General features: G+C 29.6%; 19 protein-coding genes. 17 read left to right on the top strand and 2 right to left on the bottom strand.

Translation table 11 applies throughout. The features are described from left to right. Positions 1-2: 2 nt before the first annotated feature. The 3 genes from grpE to dnaJ all read left to right on the top strand — a co-directional run bounded on the left by grpE (position 3) and on the right by dnaJ (position 3,750). On the top strand, positions 3-581 hold the full coding sequence (grpE, locus tag OXH55_RS14440; RefSeq protein WP_268050729.1) for a nucleotide exchange factor GrpE: 579 nt from the start codon (positions 3-5) through the stop codon (positions 579-581). A gap of 68 nt (positions 582-649) precedes the next feature. Next, positions 650-2,497: a molecular chaperone DnaK gene (dnaK, locus tag OXH55_RS14435; protein WP_268050728.1), complete on the top strand. Its 1,848-nt coding sequence runs from the start codon at positions 650-652 to the stop codon at positions 2,495-2,497. 125 nt (positions 2,498-2,622) lie between these two features. Continuing rightward, positions 2,623-3,750 carry a molecular chaperone DnaJ gene (gene dnaJ / locus OXH55_RS14430; protein ID WP_268050727.1) on the top strand — a complete coding sequence of 376 codons (1,128 nt, stop codon included), beginning with the start codon at positions 2,623-2,625 and terminating at the stop codon, positions 3,748-3,750. 36 nt (positions 3,751-3,786) lie between these two features. On the opposite strand, the gene OXH55_RS14425 is transcribed toward dnaJ, so the two are convergent. Together OXH55_RS14425 and OXH55_RS14420 are read right to left on the bottom strand one after the other, a co-directional pair. Continuing rightward, positions 3,787-3,954, bottom strand: coding sequence for a hypothetical protein (locus OXH55_RS14425; protein ID WP_268050726.1), 168 nt, complete (start codon positions 3,952-3,954; stop codon positions 3,787-3,789). A 16-nt stretch (positions 3,955-3,970) separates the two neighbouring features. Then, on the bottom strand, positions 3,971-4,951 hold the full coding sequence (locus OXH55_RS14420) for an SDH family Clp fold serine proteinase (protein ID WP_268050725.1): 981 nt from the start codon (positions 4,949-4,951) through the stop codon (positions 3,971-3,973). A gap of 166 nt (positions 4,952-5,117) precedes the next feature. Between OXH55_RS14420 and OXH55_RS14415 the strand changes: the two genes are divergently transcribed. The 14 genes from OXH55_RS14415 to era all read left to right on the top strand — a co-directional run bounded on the left by OXH55_RS14415 (position 5,118) and on the right by era (position 16,846). Then, on the top strand, positions 5,118-5,681 hold the full coding sequence (locus OXH55_RS14415) for an Hsp20/alpha crystallin family protein (RefSeq protein ID WP_268050724.1): 564 nt from the start codon (positions 5,118-5,120) through the stop codon (positions 5,679-5,681). 89 nt (positions 5,682-5,770) lie between these two features. Continuing rightward, on the top strand, positions 5,771-6,316 hold the full coding sequence (locus OXH55_RS14410; protein WP_268050723.1) for an Hsp20/alpha crystallin family protein: 546 nt from the start codon (positions 5,771-5,773) through the stop codon (positions 6,314-6,316). Between the two features lie 151 nt (positions 6,317-6,467). After that, positions 6,468-7,403 (top strand): 50S ribosomal protein L11 methyltransferase, encoded by a 936-nt coding sequence (prmA, locus tag OXH55_RS14405; RefSeq protein ID WP_268050722.1) that lies wholly within the window; start codon positions 6,468-6,470, stop codon positions 7,401-7,403. A gap of 18 nt (positions 7,404-7,421) precedes the next feature. After that, complete coding sequence (locus tag OXH55_RS14400) at positions 7,422-8,177, top strand: 16S rRNA (uracil(1498)-N(3))-methyltransferase (RefSeq protein ID WP_268050720.1); 756 nt, start codon at positions 7,422-7,424, stop codon at positions 8,175-8,177. After that, on the top strand, positions 8,177-9,478 hold the full coding sequence (gene mtaB / locus OXH55_RS14395; RefSeq protein ID WP_268050719.1) for a tRNA (N(6)-L-threonylcarbamoyladenosine(37)-C(2))-methylthiotransferase MtaB: 1,302 nt from the start codon (positions 8,177-8,179) through the stop codon (positions 9,476-9,478). The genes OXH55_RS14400 and mtaB overlap by 1 nt, the downstream gene beginning before the upstream one ends. 82 nt (positions 9,479-9,560) lie before the next feature. Further along, positions 9,561-9,905, top strand: a complete 345-nt coding sequence (locus OXH55_RS14390) for a histidine triad nucleotide-binding protein (protein ID WP_268050718.1) — start codon at positions 9,561-9,563, stop codon at positions 9,903-9,905. 141 nt (positions 9,906-10,046) lie between these two features. After that, the gene (gene rpsU / locus OXH55_RS14385; protein ID WP_268050717.1) at positions 10,047-10,229 is read left to right on the top strand and encodes a 30S ribosomal protein S21; all 183 of its coding nucleotides are present in this window, start codon (positions 10,047-10,049) and stop codon (positions 10,227-10,229) included. A 426-nt stretch (positions 10,230-10,655) separates the two neighbouring features. Beyond that, positions 10,656-10,925, top strand: a complete 270-nt coding sequence (gene yqfC, locus OXH55_RS14375; protein WP_418921847.1) for a sporulation protein YqfC — start codon at positions 10,656-10,658, stop codon at positions 10,923-10,925. After that, positions 10,922-12,094, top strand: coding sequence for a sporulation protein YqfD (yqfD, locus tag OXH55_RS14370; protein WP_268050715.1), 1,173 nt, complete (start codon positions 10,922-10,924; stop codon positions 12,092-12,094). The genes yqfC and yqfD overlap by 4 nt, the downstream gene beginning before the upstream one ends. 38 nt (positions 12,095-12,132) lie before the next feature. Continuing rightward, positions 12,133-14,202: an HD family phosphohydrolase gene (locus tag OXH55_RS14365; protein ID WP_268050713.1), complete on the top strand. Its 2,070-nt coding sequence runs from the start codon at positions 12,133-12,135 to the stop codon at positions 14,200-14,202. Continuing rightward, positions 14,199-14,702 (top strand): rRNA maturation RNase YbeY, encoded by a 504-nt coding sequence (gene ybeY / locus OXH55_RS14360; RefSeq protein WP_268050712.1) that lies wholly within the window; start codon positions 14,199-14,201, stop codon positions 14,700-14,702. The genes OXH55_RS14365 and ybeY overlap by 4 nt, the downstream gene beginning before the upstream one ends. A 116-nt stretch (positions 14,703-14,818) precedes the next feature. Continuing rightward, positions 14,819-15,469, top strand: a complete 651-nt coding sequence (locus OXH55_RS14355) for a diacylglycerol kinase (RefSeq protein WP_418921846.1) — start codon at positions 14,819-14,821, stop codon at positions 15,467-15,469. 81 nt (positions 15,470-15,550) lie between these two features. Further along, on the top strand, positions 15,551-15,949 hold the full coding sequence (locus OXH55_RS14350) for a cytidine deaminase (RefSeq protein WP_268050709.1): 399 nt from the start codon (positions 15,551-15,553) through the stop codon (positions 15,947-15,949). A 9-nt stretch (positions 15,950-15,958) separates the two neighbouring features. Then, complete coding sequence (era, locus tag OXH55_RS14345; protein ID WP_268050708.1) at positions 15,959-16,846, top strand: GTPase Era; 888 nt, start codon at positions 15,959-15,961, stop codon at positions 16,844-16,846. Positions 16,847-17,027: the final 181 nt, after the last annotated feature.

The raw sequence follows: 17,027 nt of genomic DNA, 5'->3' as shown, positions 1-17,027 counted from the left end.
TTATGGAAAATAAAGAGAATTTACAGGAAACTTTAAAAGAAGAAACAGAAGTAAATAACAATGAAGAAGTAGAAGAAGTAAAGTCAGAAGAAATTAAGTTTGAAGAAGAGATTAGTGAGTTAAAAGATAAAAATAAAGTATTAAAAGATGAAAATAAAAAACTTGAAAATGAATTGAATTCTTTAAAAGACAGATTTTTAAGAATGAATGCAGAGTATGAAAACTTTAGAAAGAGAACTGAAAAAGAAAAGAAAGCTATTTATACTGATGCATGTTCTGATGTACTTAACAATATGTTCCCTGCATTTGATAATTTAGAAAGAGCTATTGTAGCAGAAGGAAATGCAGAGGATCTTAAAAAAGGAATTGAAGCTGTAATGAAACAATTTATAGAATCTTTAAGCAAACTTGATGTTGAAGAAATTGGAGCAGAAGGTGAATTTGATCCTAACTATCACAATGCTATAATGCATGTAGAGGATGAAAGTTTAGGTGAAAATCAGATTGTAGAAGTTTTTCAAAAAGGGTTTAAAAGAGGAGATAAAGTTTTAAGATACAGTTTGGTTAAAGTAGCTAATTAATTTAATATTATTAATCATTGACTTAAAACTAAAAATTTAAATCAACTTACTTTTAGGAGGTAAACAAAATGGGAAAAATTATAGGAATAGACTTAGGAACAACTAACTCTTGTGTATCAGTTATGGAAGGTGGAAATCCAACTGTTATAGCAAATGCAGAAGGTGCTAGAACTACACCATCAGTAGTAGCATTCAAAGGTGATGGAGAAAGACTTGCTGGTCAAGTTGCAAAAAGACAAGCAATCACAAATCCAGATAAAACTATAATTTCTATAAAAAGACATATGGGAACTGAATATAGAGTAGATATAGATGGAAAGAAATACTCACCAGAAGAAATATCAGCAATGGTACTTCAAAAATTAAAAGCTGATGCAGAAGCTTATTTAGGTGAAACTGTAACTGAAGCAGTTATAACAGTTCCAGCATATTTTAATGATAGTGAAAGACAGGCTACTAAAAATGCTGGTAAAATAGCAGGACTTGATGTAAAAAGAATCATAAACGAACCAACAGCTGCTTCACTTGCTTATGGACTTGACAAAATGGATACTACTCAAAAGATTTTTGTATATGATTTAGGTGGTGGTACTTTCGATGTATCTATCCTAGAACTTGGAGACGGAGTATTTGAAGTTAAAGCTACAAACGGAAATACTTCTTTAGGTGGAGATGATTTTGACCAAAAAGTAATGGATCATATAGCTGAAACTTTTAAAGCTGAAAATGGAATAGATTTAAGAAATGATAAGATGGCGCTTCAAAGATTAAAAGAAGCAGCAGAAAAAGCTAAAATAGAATTATCATCATCAACAACAACTAATATTAACTTACCATTTATAACAGCTGATGCAACTGGTCCAAAACACATTGATATGAACTTAACAAGAGCTAAATTTGATGAATTAACTCATGACTTAGTAGAAGCTACAATAGAACCAATGAGAAAAGCATTAAGTGATGCAGATATGTCAATAAATGAAATTGATAAAGTTGTATTAGTTGGTGGTTCAACAAGAATTCCAGCAGTTCAAGAAGCTGTTAAGAAATTTACAGGACAAGAACCAACTAAAGGTGTTAATCCTGATGAATGTGTTGCTATGGGTGCAGCAATTCAAGCAGGAGTATTAACTGGAGAAGTTAAAGATATTTTACTTCTAGATGTAACTCCATTAACACTTGGAATAGAAACAATGGGAGGAGTAGCTACTCCATTAATAGAAAGAAACACAACAATACCAGCAAGAAAGAGCCAAATATTCTCAACAGCTGCAGATAATCAAACTTCAGTTGAAATTCACATAGTTCAAGGTGAAAGAAAAATGGCTGCTGGAAATAAGACTCTTGGAAGATTCCAATTAACTGATATACCACCAGCACCAAGAGGAATACCTCAAATTGAAGTAACTTTTGATATAGACGCTAATGGTATATTAAATGTTTCAGCAAAAGATAAAGGAACAGGCAAAGAAGCTAATATTACGATTACAGCTTCTACTAACCTAAATGATGAAGAAATAGATAAGGCTGTTAAAGAAGCTGAAAAATATGCAGAAGAAGATGAACAAAGAAAAGAAGCTATAGATACTAAGAATAATGCTGATTCTGTTGCTTACCAAACAGAAAAAACATTAAAAGATCTTGGAGATAAAGTTTCACCAGAAGATAAGAAATCTATTGAAGATAAATTAGAAGAACTAAAGAAAGTAAAAGACGGCGAAGATATAGAGGCTATTAAAAAAGCTACTGAAGAATTAACTGAAGCATTCCATGCTGTATCTTCAAAGATGTATCAACAAGCAGGAGCACAAGCAGGACCAGATATGGGAAATATGGGTGGAACTGATGCAAATGCAGAAAAAGCAAGTGATGATAATGTAGTAGATGCTGATTTCAAGGTTGAAGATGATAAATAATTTGTATATAATAGAATAGTTGTACCATTTAAGGGATGGGTAATTACCCTTCCCTTAATTTTGGTAATTGAAGATATAGTTGTATTTCTCTAAAACAATAAACATTAGGTGGTGAAAAAACAGGGATGGCAAATAAAGACTACTATGATATTCTCGGAGTATCAAAGGGTGCTAGTGATGATGAAGTAAAAAAAGCATATAGAAAACTTGCAATGAAATACCATCCAGATAGAAATCCAGACAATAAAGAAGCTGAAGATAAATTTAAGGATATAAATGAGGCTTACCAAGTATTATCAGATCCTCAAAAGAAATCACAATATGATCAATTTGGTACTACTGATTTCAATGGTGGATTTGGTGGTACTGGTGGTTTTGATTTCTCAGGTATGGGTGGATTTGAAGATATTTTTGATTCATTCTTTGGTGGTGGATTTTCATCTAGAAAAAGAAAAAATGGACCTGAAAGAGGAGCGGATCTTGAATATACTTTAAACTTAACTTTTGAAGAGGCTGTTTTTGGAGTAGAAAAAGAGATATCAGTTTCAAAAAATGAAAAATGTGATACGTGTAATGGTACAGGTGCAAAACCAGGAACAAACTCTAAAACCTGTGAACAATGTGGAGGGACAGGTCAAGTTAGATATCAAAGGAATACTCCACTTGGAAGTTTTGTAAGCACTGGTACTTGTGATAAATGTAATGGAACTGGTAAAATTATAACTGATCCATGTTCGCATTGTCATGGAAAAGGTACTGTTAGAAAAAATAAAAAGATAAAGATAAAGGTACCAGCAGGAGTAGACACAGGTAATGTATTACCTCTTAGAGGGCAGGGTGAACCAGGAAAAAATGGAGGACCATCAGGAGATTTATACATTAATATCAGAGTTTCACCACATAAATTATTTAATAGAAAAGGCTTTGATATATATATAGAGCACCATATAAGCTTTGCAAAAGCAACTCTTGGAACAGAACTTAAGGTTGCTACTGTAGATGGTGATGTAAAATATAAAGTTCCAGCTGGAACACAACCAGGAACTATCTTCAGATTAAAAGGTAAAGGTGTACCAAGGGTTAATAGCCATGGTAGAGGCGATGAGTACGTTAAGATTATAGTAGATGTACCTAAAACTCTGAATCAAAAACAAAACGAAGCTTTATTAGCATTTATGGAAGCAAGTGGCGAAAAAATGGAAGATTCACAAAAAAAATCTTTTGTGGATAAAATAAAAGATAGCTTTAAATAAAAAATGTTTCTCTCTTTCAATGAGAGAAACATTTTTTTATTTTTTATATTTAGGTATTACTATTCCGCTAGATTCTAAATTTTCATATGCTATGGTTTCGGTATCATTTTCGTTATTCAAAATATAGGATGCTGAAATACAACCAGATTTACTTGATATTTTAATATATTTTTTATAGTTAGTCTTATTATTTATATGTTTCATAAGGTTAACTCCTCTCTTATCTTAATTGTCTCCAACCTTGTTCAGTTATATTTATACTATCTAATGAATTTTTTACATTAGGTATTTTGGGAATATTTCCTTCAAATATATATCCATCAGTATAATAATTACTTTCTATTATTCCACAGCATACAGAAAATTTACCATTAGGTGTTAAAATTTGTTCAGGAGCAAAAGGCCTATCAAGAAGTAAATCATTTTCATAAGTTTTATAGAGATTCCACATATATTTTTCAAGGTCATTATCACAATAAGTTATAGGAAGCTTTATTAGATTTTTTGCTTCTTGTCTACTTATCATATAACTATGAGAATGTAGATTTTCTGTTAAATTTTCTATGATTTCATTTATTTTGTATTTTTCTGAAGGATTTATATGTTTTAGTAAAAGCTTATTTGCTATAGAACGAATCATTGCATGACTTCTATATACACTTCCAATAGCTAAAGGATGAACATGCTCAGAAAGTAGAGAAAAAACTTTTACAAGTGAATCATCTGTTTTAAGACCCATTTCATCAGTAGCTATATTAAAAAATGAATAAACATCTTCAACACTAATGGGAAGTCTAACATTTGGATTATTAGAATCTAGAGGATTAAAAGTACTTGTTACATTGGGATCTATAGGACTTAGTTCAGCAAGTTTTGTCATAACTATTTCTGAAGCACCAAGACTTATTAAAGTTCCAGCGCTATACGATTTATAAGGTATTAAAACAGAAAAATCATCAGTATATTCATACAATAATTCAACTAATCTTAATGCAGTTAGAACATCTCCACCTTTAGTAAATAAAAACAAATCTATTTTTGATGATTTGCCCATTTTTTCTAAGTGTTTGTAAAATACAGGTATAATATCAGGGGCAATTCTGATGCTCATATTTTGTCTATCTCCACCAATATACGATATGACATTTGAACCTCTAAGTTGAGATATATGGTTTATAAGATCAGTTCTATAATTATTCATATTAGGAATCCTTCCTTTATAATTTATATTTATTACTATATCTTATTTTGATGAATATTAAAGATTTATATTCAATATTATGCTGTATGTTAATTTGAATAATTGAATCTTAAGGAGGGTAGAATATGAATTGTAATAATAGTTTAAAAATTAGGAGGTTTATATAATGCAAGTAACTAATAATTGGGCATCAACAAATCAAGTACGTTTATTACCTGTATCTAATTGGGCAGGTAAAACAGTAACGTATGCATATAATAATAATACAATGGCATCAGGAACTTTTGCTAATGTAAATCAGCTAACATCTCCTACAGCAGGAAGCGTTGTGACAACAGCTCAATATCCTCAGCAATTCGTAACAACTGCAGCAACTCCAACAGTAGTTTCATCAACAAGTCCTACAGCAATAACATCAGGAATTACATCATTTGTTTATCCAACTGTAGATATTTCAGAAACATCTAGTGATATAGTTGTTTCAGCATATGTTGGAAACAGGAATGTTGATGATGTAAGTTTAAGTGTTGCTGAAGATTCATTAACAATATCAGGATCTACTAATGCTTTAACTGGAATTCAAGTATTCAATAGAACAGTAGCATTATCTACAATTATAAGAGCTGATTTAGCAGATGCAACTCTAAAGAGTGGAATACTTGAAATAAGATTACCCAAAATAGAAAAATATGAAAAAAATGTAACTTCCACTACTGCTGTAGTTAGATAAAACTAATAGAGTGGTAAACAAGAGGGATAATTATTATTTATCCCTCATATATTTTGAATTATACATAAAAAATTAAGGAGGATTTTATAATGATAGTAAATAATGAACAAGTGCCTAATGCTACAGATAATGTAGCAGAAATTCATTTAATACCAATTTCGAAAAATATTTCAAAGACAGGAACAACTGTTACCTATGCGCTTAACAATACTGAAATTACTTCAGGAAATTATATAAATACAAGTGAAGTTACTAACAGTGAAGATTTTGGGGTAACTGCACAATACCAACAACAACCATCTTCAATGACACTAAACCAAATGGCTTTTGAACATATGATTCATCCAGCTATAGAGCTTTCAGAAACATCAAGTGATTTAGTTGTTTCAGCTTGTCTAGGAAATGAGAGGATTGATGATGTAAGTCTAAGTGTTGTAGATGATTCATTAACATTATCTGGTGTTGTGACTAATATGAATGGAAGTCAAAGATTTAATAGAGTAGTAGCTCTTCCTACTCTTGTGAAAGCAGATTTAGTAGATGCAAGAATTGAAAGTGGCATAGTTGAAATTAGATTACCCAAAGTGGAAAAACTAGCTGAGAATTTAATTGACTCAAATAATATGATGAAATAAAAATAATAAAAGGGCTTAGATGATTTAGTACATCAAAGCTCTTTTGTTTTATTAAAATATTTAAAGTTTACAGTTTTGGGGTATTTGCATTATAATGAGATATGTTGTGATGTAAAAGAATTTTTGGTATAAAAAGGAGTGCTTTTAAGTAATGGATAAAGATTGGTTAGAGGTAGAGATTATTACTAGTAGTGAAGCTACAGAAGCTGTAACTGGAATATTATATAATACAGGAGTACAAGGAGTTTCTATTTTAGATTCTGAAGATGTTCAGTTTAAGAAGAAAAATCCAGGTCAATTTGATTGGTTTGATGAAACTATAATAAATGTTAAAGAAGGAGCTATAATAAAAGCATATTATAAACAAGATAATAAATTTGATGAATATGTGAAATACATAAAAGAAAGTATCACAAATTTAGATAAGTTTGGTCTAGACAAAGGTGAAGGAATAGTTACTGTAAATAAAGTAAATGAAGAAGAATGGGAGAACAATTGGAAAAAGTATTATAAGCCTACAAAAGTAGGAGGGAAAACAGTAGTTAAGCCTATTTGGGAAGAATATAAACCTAATAATAATGAGATAGTTATTGAACTAGATCCAGGTATGGCTTTTGGTACAGGGACACATGAAACTACTAGATTATGTGTTAAGGCTCTTGAAGAATATATAAAAGAAGATTCTACTGTTTTTGATATAGGAACGGGTTCTGGTATTCTTGCAATTACAGCTGCAAAGTTGAATGCAAAAAAAGTTGTTGGAGTAGATCTTGATCCAGTAGCTGTAGAATCAGCAAAGCAAAATGTGGGTTATAATGATGTTGATAATATAGAAATATTATATGGAGATTTAATGGAAGTAGTAGAAGGTAAAGCTGATATTGTTGTTGCAAATATTCTTGCTGATGTTATAAAAATATTAGCAGAGGATGTTAAGAAATTTATAGTGGATGGAGGATATTTTATATCTTCAGGAATAATATTAGACAGAAAAGAAGATGTTATTGAAAAACTTGAAGAATGTGGTTTTGAAATTGAGAAAACAAATATAGATGGAGAATGGTGCTGTATAATAGCAAGAGCATAGAAAAAAGGAGAGTTAACTATGCATAAATTTTTTGTACACCAAAATAAAATATTTGATAATAAAGCCCTTATTGAAGGTGAGGATGTAAAACATATTTATAAGGTTTTAAGACTTAAAGAGGGGGAAAAAGTAAATATAAATGATTGTAATGGGAAAGAATATTTAGGAAGAATAAAATCTGTAAATAAAGTTAAAGTAGAGGTAGAACTTTTAGAACAACTTGAAGTTAATAACGAAAGTCCTATAGATGTTTATCTTTATCAGGGGTTCCCAAAAGGCAGTAAGATGGATTTAATTACTCAAAAATGTACCGAACTTGGTATAAAAGATATAATTCCAGTAATAACTTCAAGAGTATTATCTTCTATGGGAGAGGTAAGACGAGATAGTAAAAAAATTGAAAGATGGAACAGGATTGCTTTTGAAGCTTGTAAGCAAAGTAAAAGAAGTTTAATACCTGAGGTAAAAGACATTATCGATTTTAATGAACTTATGAATCAATTAGAAGAAATGGATTTAATTGTTGTACCTTATGAAAATGCAGATAATTATGGTGTTAAGAGTATGATTAAAAATTTAGATAGAGATATAAAGAAAATTGCTATAATAATTGGACCTGAGGGAGGCTTTGAAGAAGAAGAAATAGCAGCATTAAAGGAAATAAATGCTCATATAGTTACCTTGGGGCCGAGAATACTTAGAACAGAAACAGCTGGATTTACATGTCTTAGCTTGCTTATGTATGAATTAGGAGATTTAGGAGGAAAGTATTAATGAAAGTTGCTTTTGCCACATTAGGCTGCAGAGTGAATCAATATGAATCTGAAGCTATGGCTGAAAAATTTATAAAAAGTGGATATGAAGTAGTACCTTTTAGTGAAATAGCTGATGTATATGTAATAAATACATGTACTGTTACAAATATGAGTGATAAAAAGTCTCGTCAAATGATATCTAGAGCTAGAAGATTAAATGATAATTCTACAATTGCAGCTGTGGGATGTTATACTCAAATTGCTCCTGAGAAGGTTTCGGAAATATCCGATGTAGATGTTATATTAGGAACGCGTAACAAGGGAGAAATAGTATACTGGGTAAATAGAGCTAGAGAAGAAAAAAAACAAATAGTTGCAGTTAATGATGTCCTTAAAAATAAGATTTTTGAGGATTTAAGAATAGAAGAGTATCAAGATAAAACAAGAGCTTTTTTGAAAATTCAAGATGGATGTAATAATTTTTGTTCTTATTGTTTAATTCCTTTTGCAAGAGGTGCGGTTTGCAGTAAGAAACCAGATAGAGTCATAAATGAAGTTAAAGAGCTTGCAGATCATGGGTTTAAAGAAGTAATTTTATCTGGTATTGATATATCTTCTTATGGAGTTGATTTAGAAGAGGATTACAGCCTTGTTAAAATTCTACAAGAAATAGATAAAATTGAAGGAATAGAAAGAGTTAGAATAGGATCTATTGGACCAGAATTTTTTAATGAACATATTATAAAAGAGATGAGCAAATTAAATAAGTTATGTCCTCATTTCCATCTTTCACTTCAAAGTGGATGTAATGAAACACTAAAAAGAATGAATAGAAGATATACTATAGAACAATATAAAAATATAGTAGACAGTCTTAGAGATAAGATTAAGGATGTTTCTATAACTACAGACATAATTGTTGGATTCCCAGGAGAAACGGAAGAGGAATTTAATAGAACCTATGAATTCTTAAAAGAAATAAAGCTTTCTAAAATGCATATATTCAAGTATAGTCCTAGAACAGGGACCAAAGCTTCTAAAATGAAAGAGCAGGTAAATGGTACTATAAAAGAAAGTAGAAGTAAAAAGCTTATAAAGCTCAATGAAGAAAATGAGAAAGAATTTATGAGTGAATTTATTGGAAGAGAAATGCACGTTTTATATGAGCAAAAAACAGATAAATATGAGGAGAGCTATGAAGGGTATACTCCTAATTATATAAAAGTTATATCAAATTCCAATGAAGATATAACAGAAAAAATTATAAATACATCGTTAAAAGAAGTCAAAGCTGAACATATACTTGGTATAATTAAATAAAGTTATAAAAAATATTATTTTTAGAAGGAATTTTATATGGTTATGTTGAATACTACATAGTACAGGTAAGGAGGTGAGAAGCATGGAAGAGTGCATATTCTGCAAAATAGTAAAAGGCGATATACCATCTAAAAAGGTTTATGAGGATGATATGGTATTAGGCTTTGAGGATATTAACCCGGCAGCACCGGTTCATGTTCTCGTAATACCTAAAAATCATATTAAAAGCTTGAATGAAGTAAGTGATGAGGATTCAAAGATAATATCACATATTTTCTCTGTAAGCAAAGAGATTGCTAAAAAATTAAATATATCTGAAAGTGGATATAGAATTGTTATGAATTGTGGAGAAGATGGAGGACAAGAAGTTCCTCATATCCATTTTCACATTATAGGTGGAAGAAATCTTTCTTGGCCACCGGGCTAATTTTAAGAGAAATTTGGCCAATGCTGTGAAAACAGTTGACAGCTTGTAAAATAATGTTGTATAATTACCAATGTGCTATTTTGCCCTCAGCAACTGCAAACAACTTAGGTTTGAATACTGCTAGGGAGGGAGGGATAATCGGTGTCAGAAGTTAAAATTAGAGAAAATGAAACTTTAGAGAGTGCTTTAAAAAGATTTAAAAGATCTTGCGCTAAAGCAGGTGTTTTATCTGAAGTAAGAAAAAGAGAACATTACGAAAAGCCAAGCGTTAAAAGAAAGAAAAAATCAGAAGCTGCAAGAAGAAGAAAGACAAAAGTTAGATAGAATAAATTATCAAATAAATTGTAAGTAAGAAGGTACCTCAAGTATGTCTCTTAAGAGAAGGTTGCTTTGCAAACTTAGTTATAAATAGAGATTTTATTAGAGTACCTTCCTAAGCAGTTGACCGAAGATGAAATTGCTGAAATAGTTCGTCAGTAGGTTGATGAAAACGGGGCAGATAGTATAAAAATATAATAGGCTTTATGTTTGATATTGTATCTTAACTAAGTGATATACATGTAGATGGCATATAAGCTGAATAGTTAAAAACTTTAAACTAAAATTACAGTCTTTTAAGACTTAACTTAAGAACCAGTTAAAAACTGGTTCTTTTTATTTTCATTAAATGTAGTAATTTATTAAAGTTAAAATTCATAAATTAGTATGAAAGCAATTATTAGGAGATATAAATTGAAAGAAAAATTTGATATGACCAAGGAAAATGTAGCACAAAAGCTTGATTTGCCAAGAGATGTGGTTTTAAATATACCTAAAATAACGATAACTGGAAATAACGAAATAATAATTGAAAATCATAAAGGAATAATAATATTTGAAGAAAAGGAAATAAAAATAAATTCAAATGTGGGCGTGATATCAATAAAAGGAGAGGGACTTGAAATACTATTTATTGGGGGAAGTACTATAATCCTAGGAGGGAAATTTAAAGGGGTAATATATGAGGGGATTGGTCTATGAGTAAATTTAATTTTGCTAAGTATAAAAAAGGAATTATAAGAATAGAAGTTCAATCGATTACGCCTGAGAAATTTATAAATTTATTATGGAAAAATAATGTTTATGTAAAAAATATTAAGAAGATAAATATTACTACTATATCTATGGATGTTAATTTAAAGGACTATGAGAAGATAAAAGATATTTCTAAAAAAACAAGTACAAAGATAAAAATTGTTGATAGAAAAGGGATATCTTTTTTTATGATTAAAACTAGAAAGAGAAAAACTTTAATAGGTGGTATAATTATATTTGCTGGAATAATTTATTTTTTATCTACTTTTATATGGTCAATAGATATAACTACAGAAAAAAATATTACACCTTTTGAACTTAGAAATCAATTAAAAGATTTAGGGATTACTGCGGGCATTAATAAAAGAAAAATTAATGTATACGAATTAGAAGAAAAAATTGTAAAAGAAAATGAAGATATAATGTGGGCTAGAGCTAGAGTTGAAGGCTCTAGATTAAATATAAATATTGCAGAAAGACAAGAACCACCTAAATTTAAAAATGATGATGGCCCTTGTGATATAATAGCAAAAAAAGATGGAGAAGTTGTTAGAGTTTATACAACAGCTGGAACTGCTATAGTAAAAAAAGGTGATATAGTAAAAAAAGGTGATATACTTGTAAAAGGAGAACAAGGAAAAGAGGAGAATGTATATACTGTTCATGCAGAGGCTAATGTTATTGCTAAAACTTTTTATGAAAGAATAAAGGAGATTTCTACTAAAAAAGTTGAAAGAAAAAGAACTGGAAGACAACAAAAAAGTATATATTTGAATGTATTAGGAAAAAATATTTGTCTAAAAAAAGCAAAAAATAATTTCAAAAATTATGATAAAATAGTAGTAGATAAATCATTAATTAAGCAGGAGATTTACTATGAGGTAGAAGAAAAGACTAAAATATTAGATAAAAATAGTGTAATACAAGATACTGCTGAAGAACTTTCTTCAGATATAATTGTAAAATTAGATAAATCTGTTAAAATAGTAGATAAGATACTTGATGTTGAACCAGTAGGAGAAAAATATAGAGTGAGAATTGTATTAGTAGTAGAAGAAAATATAGCTCAAGCTCAGAAAAGAGAAATGGATAATGAAGAATCTAATCCCACTTAAGATAAGCTAGAATAAAAACTAAGGGACGTGATGAGAAAATGGGTAAATTTAGAGAGGCAATAGATAGTAGTAATGCTAAAAAGATAATAACTTTTTTACTTACTTTTGTTTTTATTGTAGGTATATTAATAACATCTTTGGTAACTAAAAAATATGATTTGAGTGAAGGTGAAATTGCTAAGTTTGACATTAAGGCAGCCAGAGAAGTTAAAGATGTATTAAAAACTAGAGAAAAGGAAATACAGGCTGAAGAATCCGTAGGAGAACAATATAACAAAAATTTAGAAATAAAAAAACAAGCTCTAGAGGAGATAAATAATTTATTCTTTCAAGTTGCTAAGTTACTGGAAAGTGAGTTAGATGAAAATGCTAAGATAGATGCTTTGAAAAAGCAATTTCATATGAATTTATCAGAAGAAGATACAAGAACCCTTGTTTCTTTAAATAAAGAGCAACTGGCACTTCTTAAAAAAAATGTAGTAGATATTATGGAAAAAGTACTTGATTATGATATAAGGGAAGATAGTGAAGAAGATATAAAGAAAGCCCAAGATACTATAGATGTAAAATTTAATGCAGCAAAGCTTCCTAAAACTTTAAGAGAACTGGGAAAAAGTATTGGATATTCAGAGGTTAAACCTAATTTTTTCTATGATGAAGAAAAGACCAATCAATTAAAAGCAGAAGCAAGAAAAACAGTACAGCCAATTATGATTAAAAAAGGTCAAACTGTAATTAAAGAGGGTGAACCTGTAACAGCTAGAGATTTAATAATTCTTAAAGATTTAGGATTATTGGACAATGAAGATAACAAATACATTTATATAGCAATAATTGTATTAGTGCTTTTCATACTTTTTATACAATGGTTTTATCTTTATAAATATTATAGAGAAATTTATAAAGATACAAGTAAGTTGATTTTAATAAGTATACTCACATGCTTATCAGTTTTATTTGCAAGAACACTAAATGTAGTATCTCCATTTTTAATACCTCTTGCATGTGTACCTATGTTGTTTACACTTTTAATAAATCATAAAATATCATTGAATTTAAATATAATCAATTGTATTCTTATAAGTGCTGTTGTTCAATTTAATATTGAAATAACTTTATTGGCTATATTGAATAGTATATTAGGTGCAATTGCTCTGAAAAAACTACAGCAGAGAAATGATATTTTGTATTCTTCATTATTCATTGGAAGCATGAATGTAGTTTTAACTTTTACAGTTGGTTTTCTATTAAGTAATAATGTCTTTGAAGTTATGAAGAAAACAGGATTTTCATTTGTGGCAAGTGTTTTAGCAGCAGTATTAACTATTGGTTTTCTACCTTTTTTTGAAAGTACTTTTGATATTGTTACAACTATTAAGCTTTTAGAATTGTCAAACCCCAATCATCCTGTACAAAAAATGCTTCTATTGGAGGCACCAGGTACATATCATCATAGTGTACTTGTAGCTAACTTAGCTGAAGTTGCTGCAGAACAAGTTGGAGGGAATCCAGTACTTGCTAGAGTTTCTGCTTATTATCATGATATAGGAAAAATAAAAAGACCTATGTTCTTTAAGGAAAATCAAATCGGAAAAGATAATCCTCATGATAAGATAAACCCTAATTTAAGTACATTAATAATTACATCTCATGTGAAGGATGGATTAGAGATTGCAAAGGAACATAAACTTCCTAAAGTTATTCAAGATGCTATAGAACAACATCATGGAACATCTCTTGTTAAGTATTTTTATATTACAGCAAAAAATACAAGTGAAAAACCAGAAGAAGTAAAAGAAGAGGATTTTAGATATTTAGGTCCTATTCCAGAGAGTAAAGAAATAGCTATTCTAATGTTAGCAGATAGTATTGAAGCTGCTGTAAGATCTATAAGTGAACCGACAAAGGGAAAAATAGAAGAAATGGTAAATAATATAATAAAAGCTAGGCTTAATGAAGGTCAGCTAGATAATTGTGACTTAACCCTTAAAGATTTGGATAAAATAAGAAAGGCTTTCCTTAAAGCTTTATCTGGAATATATCATCAGAGAATAGAATATCCTACTGAGAATATTGCTATAAAAAAACAAAAGGAGAATGATGAATGATATATATAGATAATAGACAAGATAAAATTGAAGTTACAAATAAACTTGTAGAAAAAGTGGAAGAAATAATTAATTATGCTTTGAAGGAAGAAGAGGTACATATCTCTACTGAAGTAAGTGTAATTTTTATAGATAATGAAAATATAAGAGAACTAAATAAAGAACAAAGAAATATTGAGAGAGTTACAGATGTTTTATCCTTTCCTATGTTAGATTACTCCGAAGGGCAAGTCTATAAAGAAGTGTATGAACATAATAACTTTCATGATGCAGATTTACATGAAGGCCAGCTTATACTGGGAGACATTGTGTTATCATTAGAGAGAGCTAAGGAACAAAGTGAAGAGTATGGACATTCTTTTATGAGAGAAGTGTGCTATCTTACTGTTCATTCCGTACTCCATTTATTAGGTTATGATCATATGATAGACGAGGATAAGATAAGAATGCGAAAAAGAGAAGAAGAAATTTTAGAAAATTTTAATATTACTAGAAATTAAAATATAAATGGCATGCAGCATTATAAAAGTTGCATGTCAATATTTTATATAAAGGGGGAATTTCTATTAAAAAGGTAAAAAAACTTGTAGATAGTTTTAATTATGCTATTGAGGGAATGATATATACTGTAAGAACTCAAAGAAATATGAGAATACATATGATTGCTGCTTTATTTGTATTAAGTGCATGTTTTTTTTATGATTTGAGTAAAATAGAGTTACTTACTATAACTATAACTATAACTATGGTTTTAGTATGTGAAATGATCAATACAGCTATAGAATGTACAATAGATGCCACTACCAATTATTATCATCCATTAGCTAAAATTGCTAAAAATGTTGCAGCAGGTGCTGTTTTGGTTTCTGCCATAAATGCGGTATTAGTCGGATATATAATATTTTGGGATAGAGTAACACCTTTTACCCTGGTTGTGATAAGCAAAATTAAGAATTCAAGTCCATATATGGTTTTCTTTAGTCTAGTTATTGTATCTTTAGTTACTGTTATTGTAAAAGCGATTTTTGGTGAAGGAACACCTCTTAAAGGAGGAATGCCTAGCGGACATAGCGCTATAGCATTTTCTATTGCAACAACAATAGCATTGCTTACAGAAGCACCAGTAGTTATTGTTTTAAGTTATCTTATGGCTTTGCTAGTTGCACAAAGTAGGGTGGATTCAGAAGTACATTCGATTTTTGAAGTAATTGCTGGAGGTGCTTTTGGTATTTTATTAACTTTACTAATTTTTAGGGTTTTTGGATAAAAAATTTGAAATGTTAATAAGACGTGGTATAATTTATATACTACTAATTATAGAGAAAATAAATCCTATGGAGGAAAAGTTATGGATTATACAGAATTAGTGAAAAAATCATTAGAATTCAGAGAAAAAGCATATGCACCTTATTCAAATTTTAAAGTAGGTGCAGCAGTACTTATGGATGATAATAAAATTTATGGAGGATGCAATATTGAAAATGCCTCTTACGGTGCTACTAACTGTGCAGAGAGAACAGCTATCTTTAATGCAGTTTCTAAAGGAAATAGAAAGCTTAAAGCTATAGCATTGGTAGGAGATGTATCTACTCATACATATCCTTGTGGTATATGCAGACAGGTTATTAGTGAATTTAGTGATAAAGATACAGATATAATACTTGTGAAGAATGAGAATGATTATTTAATAAAAAAATTAGATGAAATACTTCCCGGAGCATTTACAAAAAACGATTTAGAGAAATAAGGAGGTTTTATGTTTAAATCAGGATTTATAACAATTATAGGAAGACCTAATGTAGGAAAATCTACTCTTACTAATAAAATAGTAGGTGAAAAATTATCTATTGTATCATGTAGGCCTCAAACTACAAGGAATAATATACGTGCGATTTTAACTAAGGATGAATATCAGCTTGTATTCGTTGATACTCCTGGTATTCATAAGCCTAGACATAAATTAGGAGAATACATGGTTAAAGTTGCTGAGGATTCGGCTAAAGAAGTTGATTTAATAATTTTCATGACTACACCTCAAGAAGAAATTGGTAAAGGCGATGAAATGATACTTGAGGGACTAAAAAATAGTAAAAAGCCTGTTTTTTTAGTAATTAATAAAATTGATGAGAATTCTCCAGATGTGGTTGCAAATACTTTGCAGAAATATTCTTCTTATATAGATTTTGCAGAAATAATACCTATTTCTGCTAAGAAAGATAAGAATATAGATACTTTACAAGAGTTAATGGTTAAATATATACCAGAGGGACCTAAATATTATCCAGATGATATGATTACTGATCAACAGGAGAGATTTGTAATCTCAGAAATTATAAGAGAAAAAGCTTTAAAGCTGTTATCGGAAGAAGTTCCTCATGGTATTGCTGTAGAAATACTATCTATGAAGAAAAATGATAGAGGAACGTATCATATTAATGCAAACCTTCTTTGTGAAAAAGATTCTCATAAAGGTATAATCATAGGCAAAGGCGGACAAATGTTGAAACGAATTTCTACTTATGCAAGACAAGATATGGAGAAATTTTTAGAGCATAAAGTTAATCTTAAAGTGTGGGTTAAGGTGAAAAAAGAGTGGCGAGATAGTAAGTTTATGCTTAAGGAGCTTGGATACAAGGATAAATAAAAGTTAACTAAAAAGTAGTAGGCGATTTTAATATATACATAATAAGTTATTTCCCTATATAAATTGTATTAAGAATACACAAAAAATATTTTTTAGAAAAAATTTACAAAAAAATCTGTTATTTCTTTGGGGAAATAGGTTATAATATATATAGATAGAATAATTGTCATCTGATAACTTT

It is taken from the genome of Clostridium ganghwense, from assembly GCF_026735165.1.
GTDB lineage: Bacteria > Bacillota > Clostridia > Clostridiales > Clostridiaceae > Clostridium_H > Clostridium_H ganghwense.
This window is presented reverse-complemented; position numbering and strand designations above follow the sequence as displayed.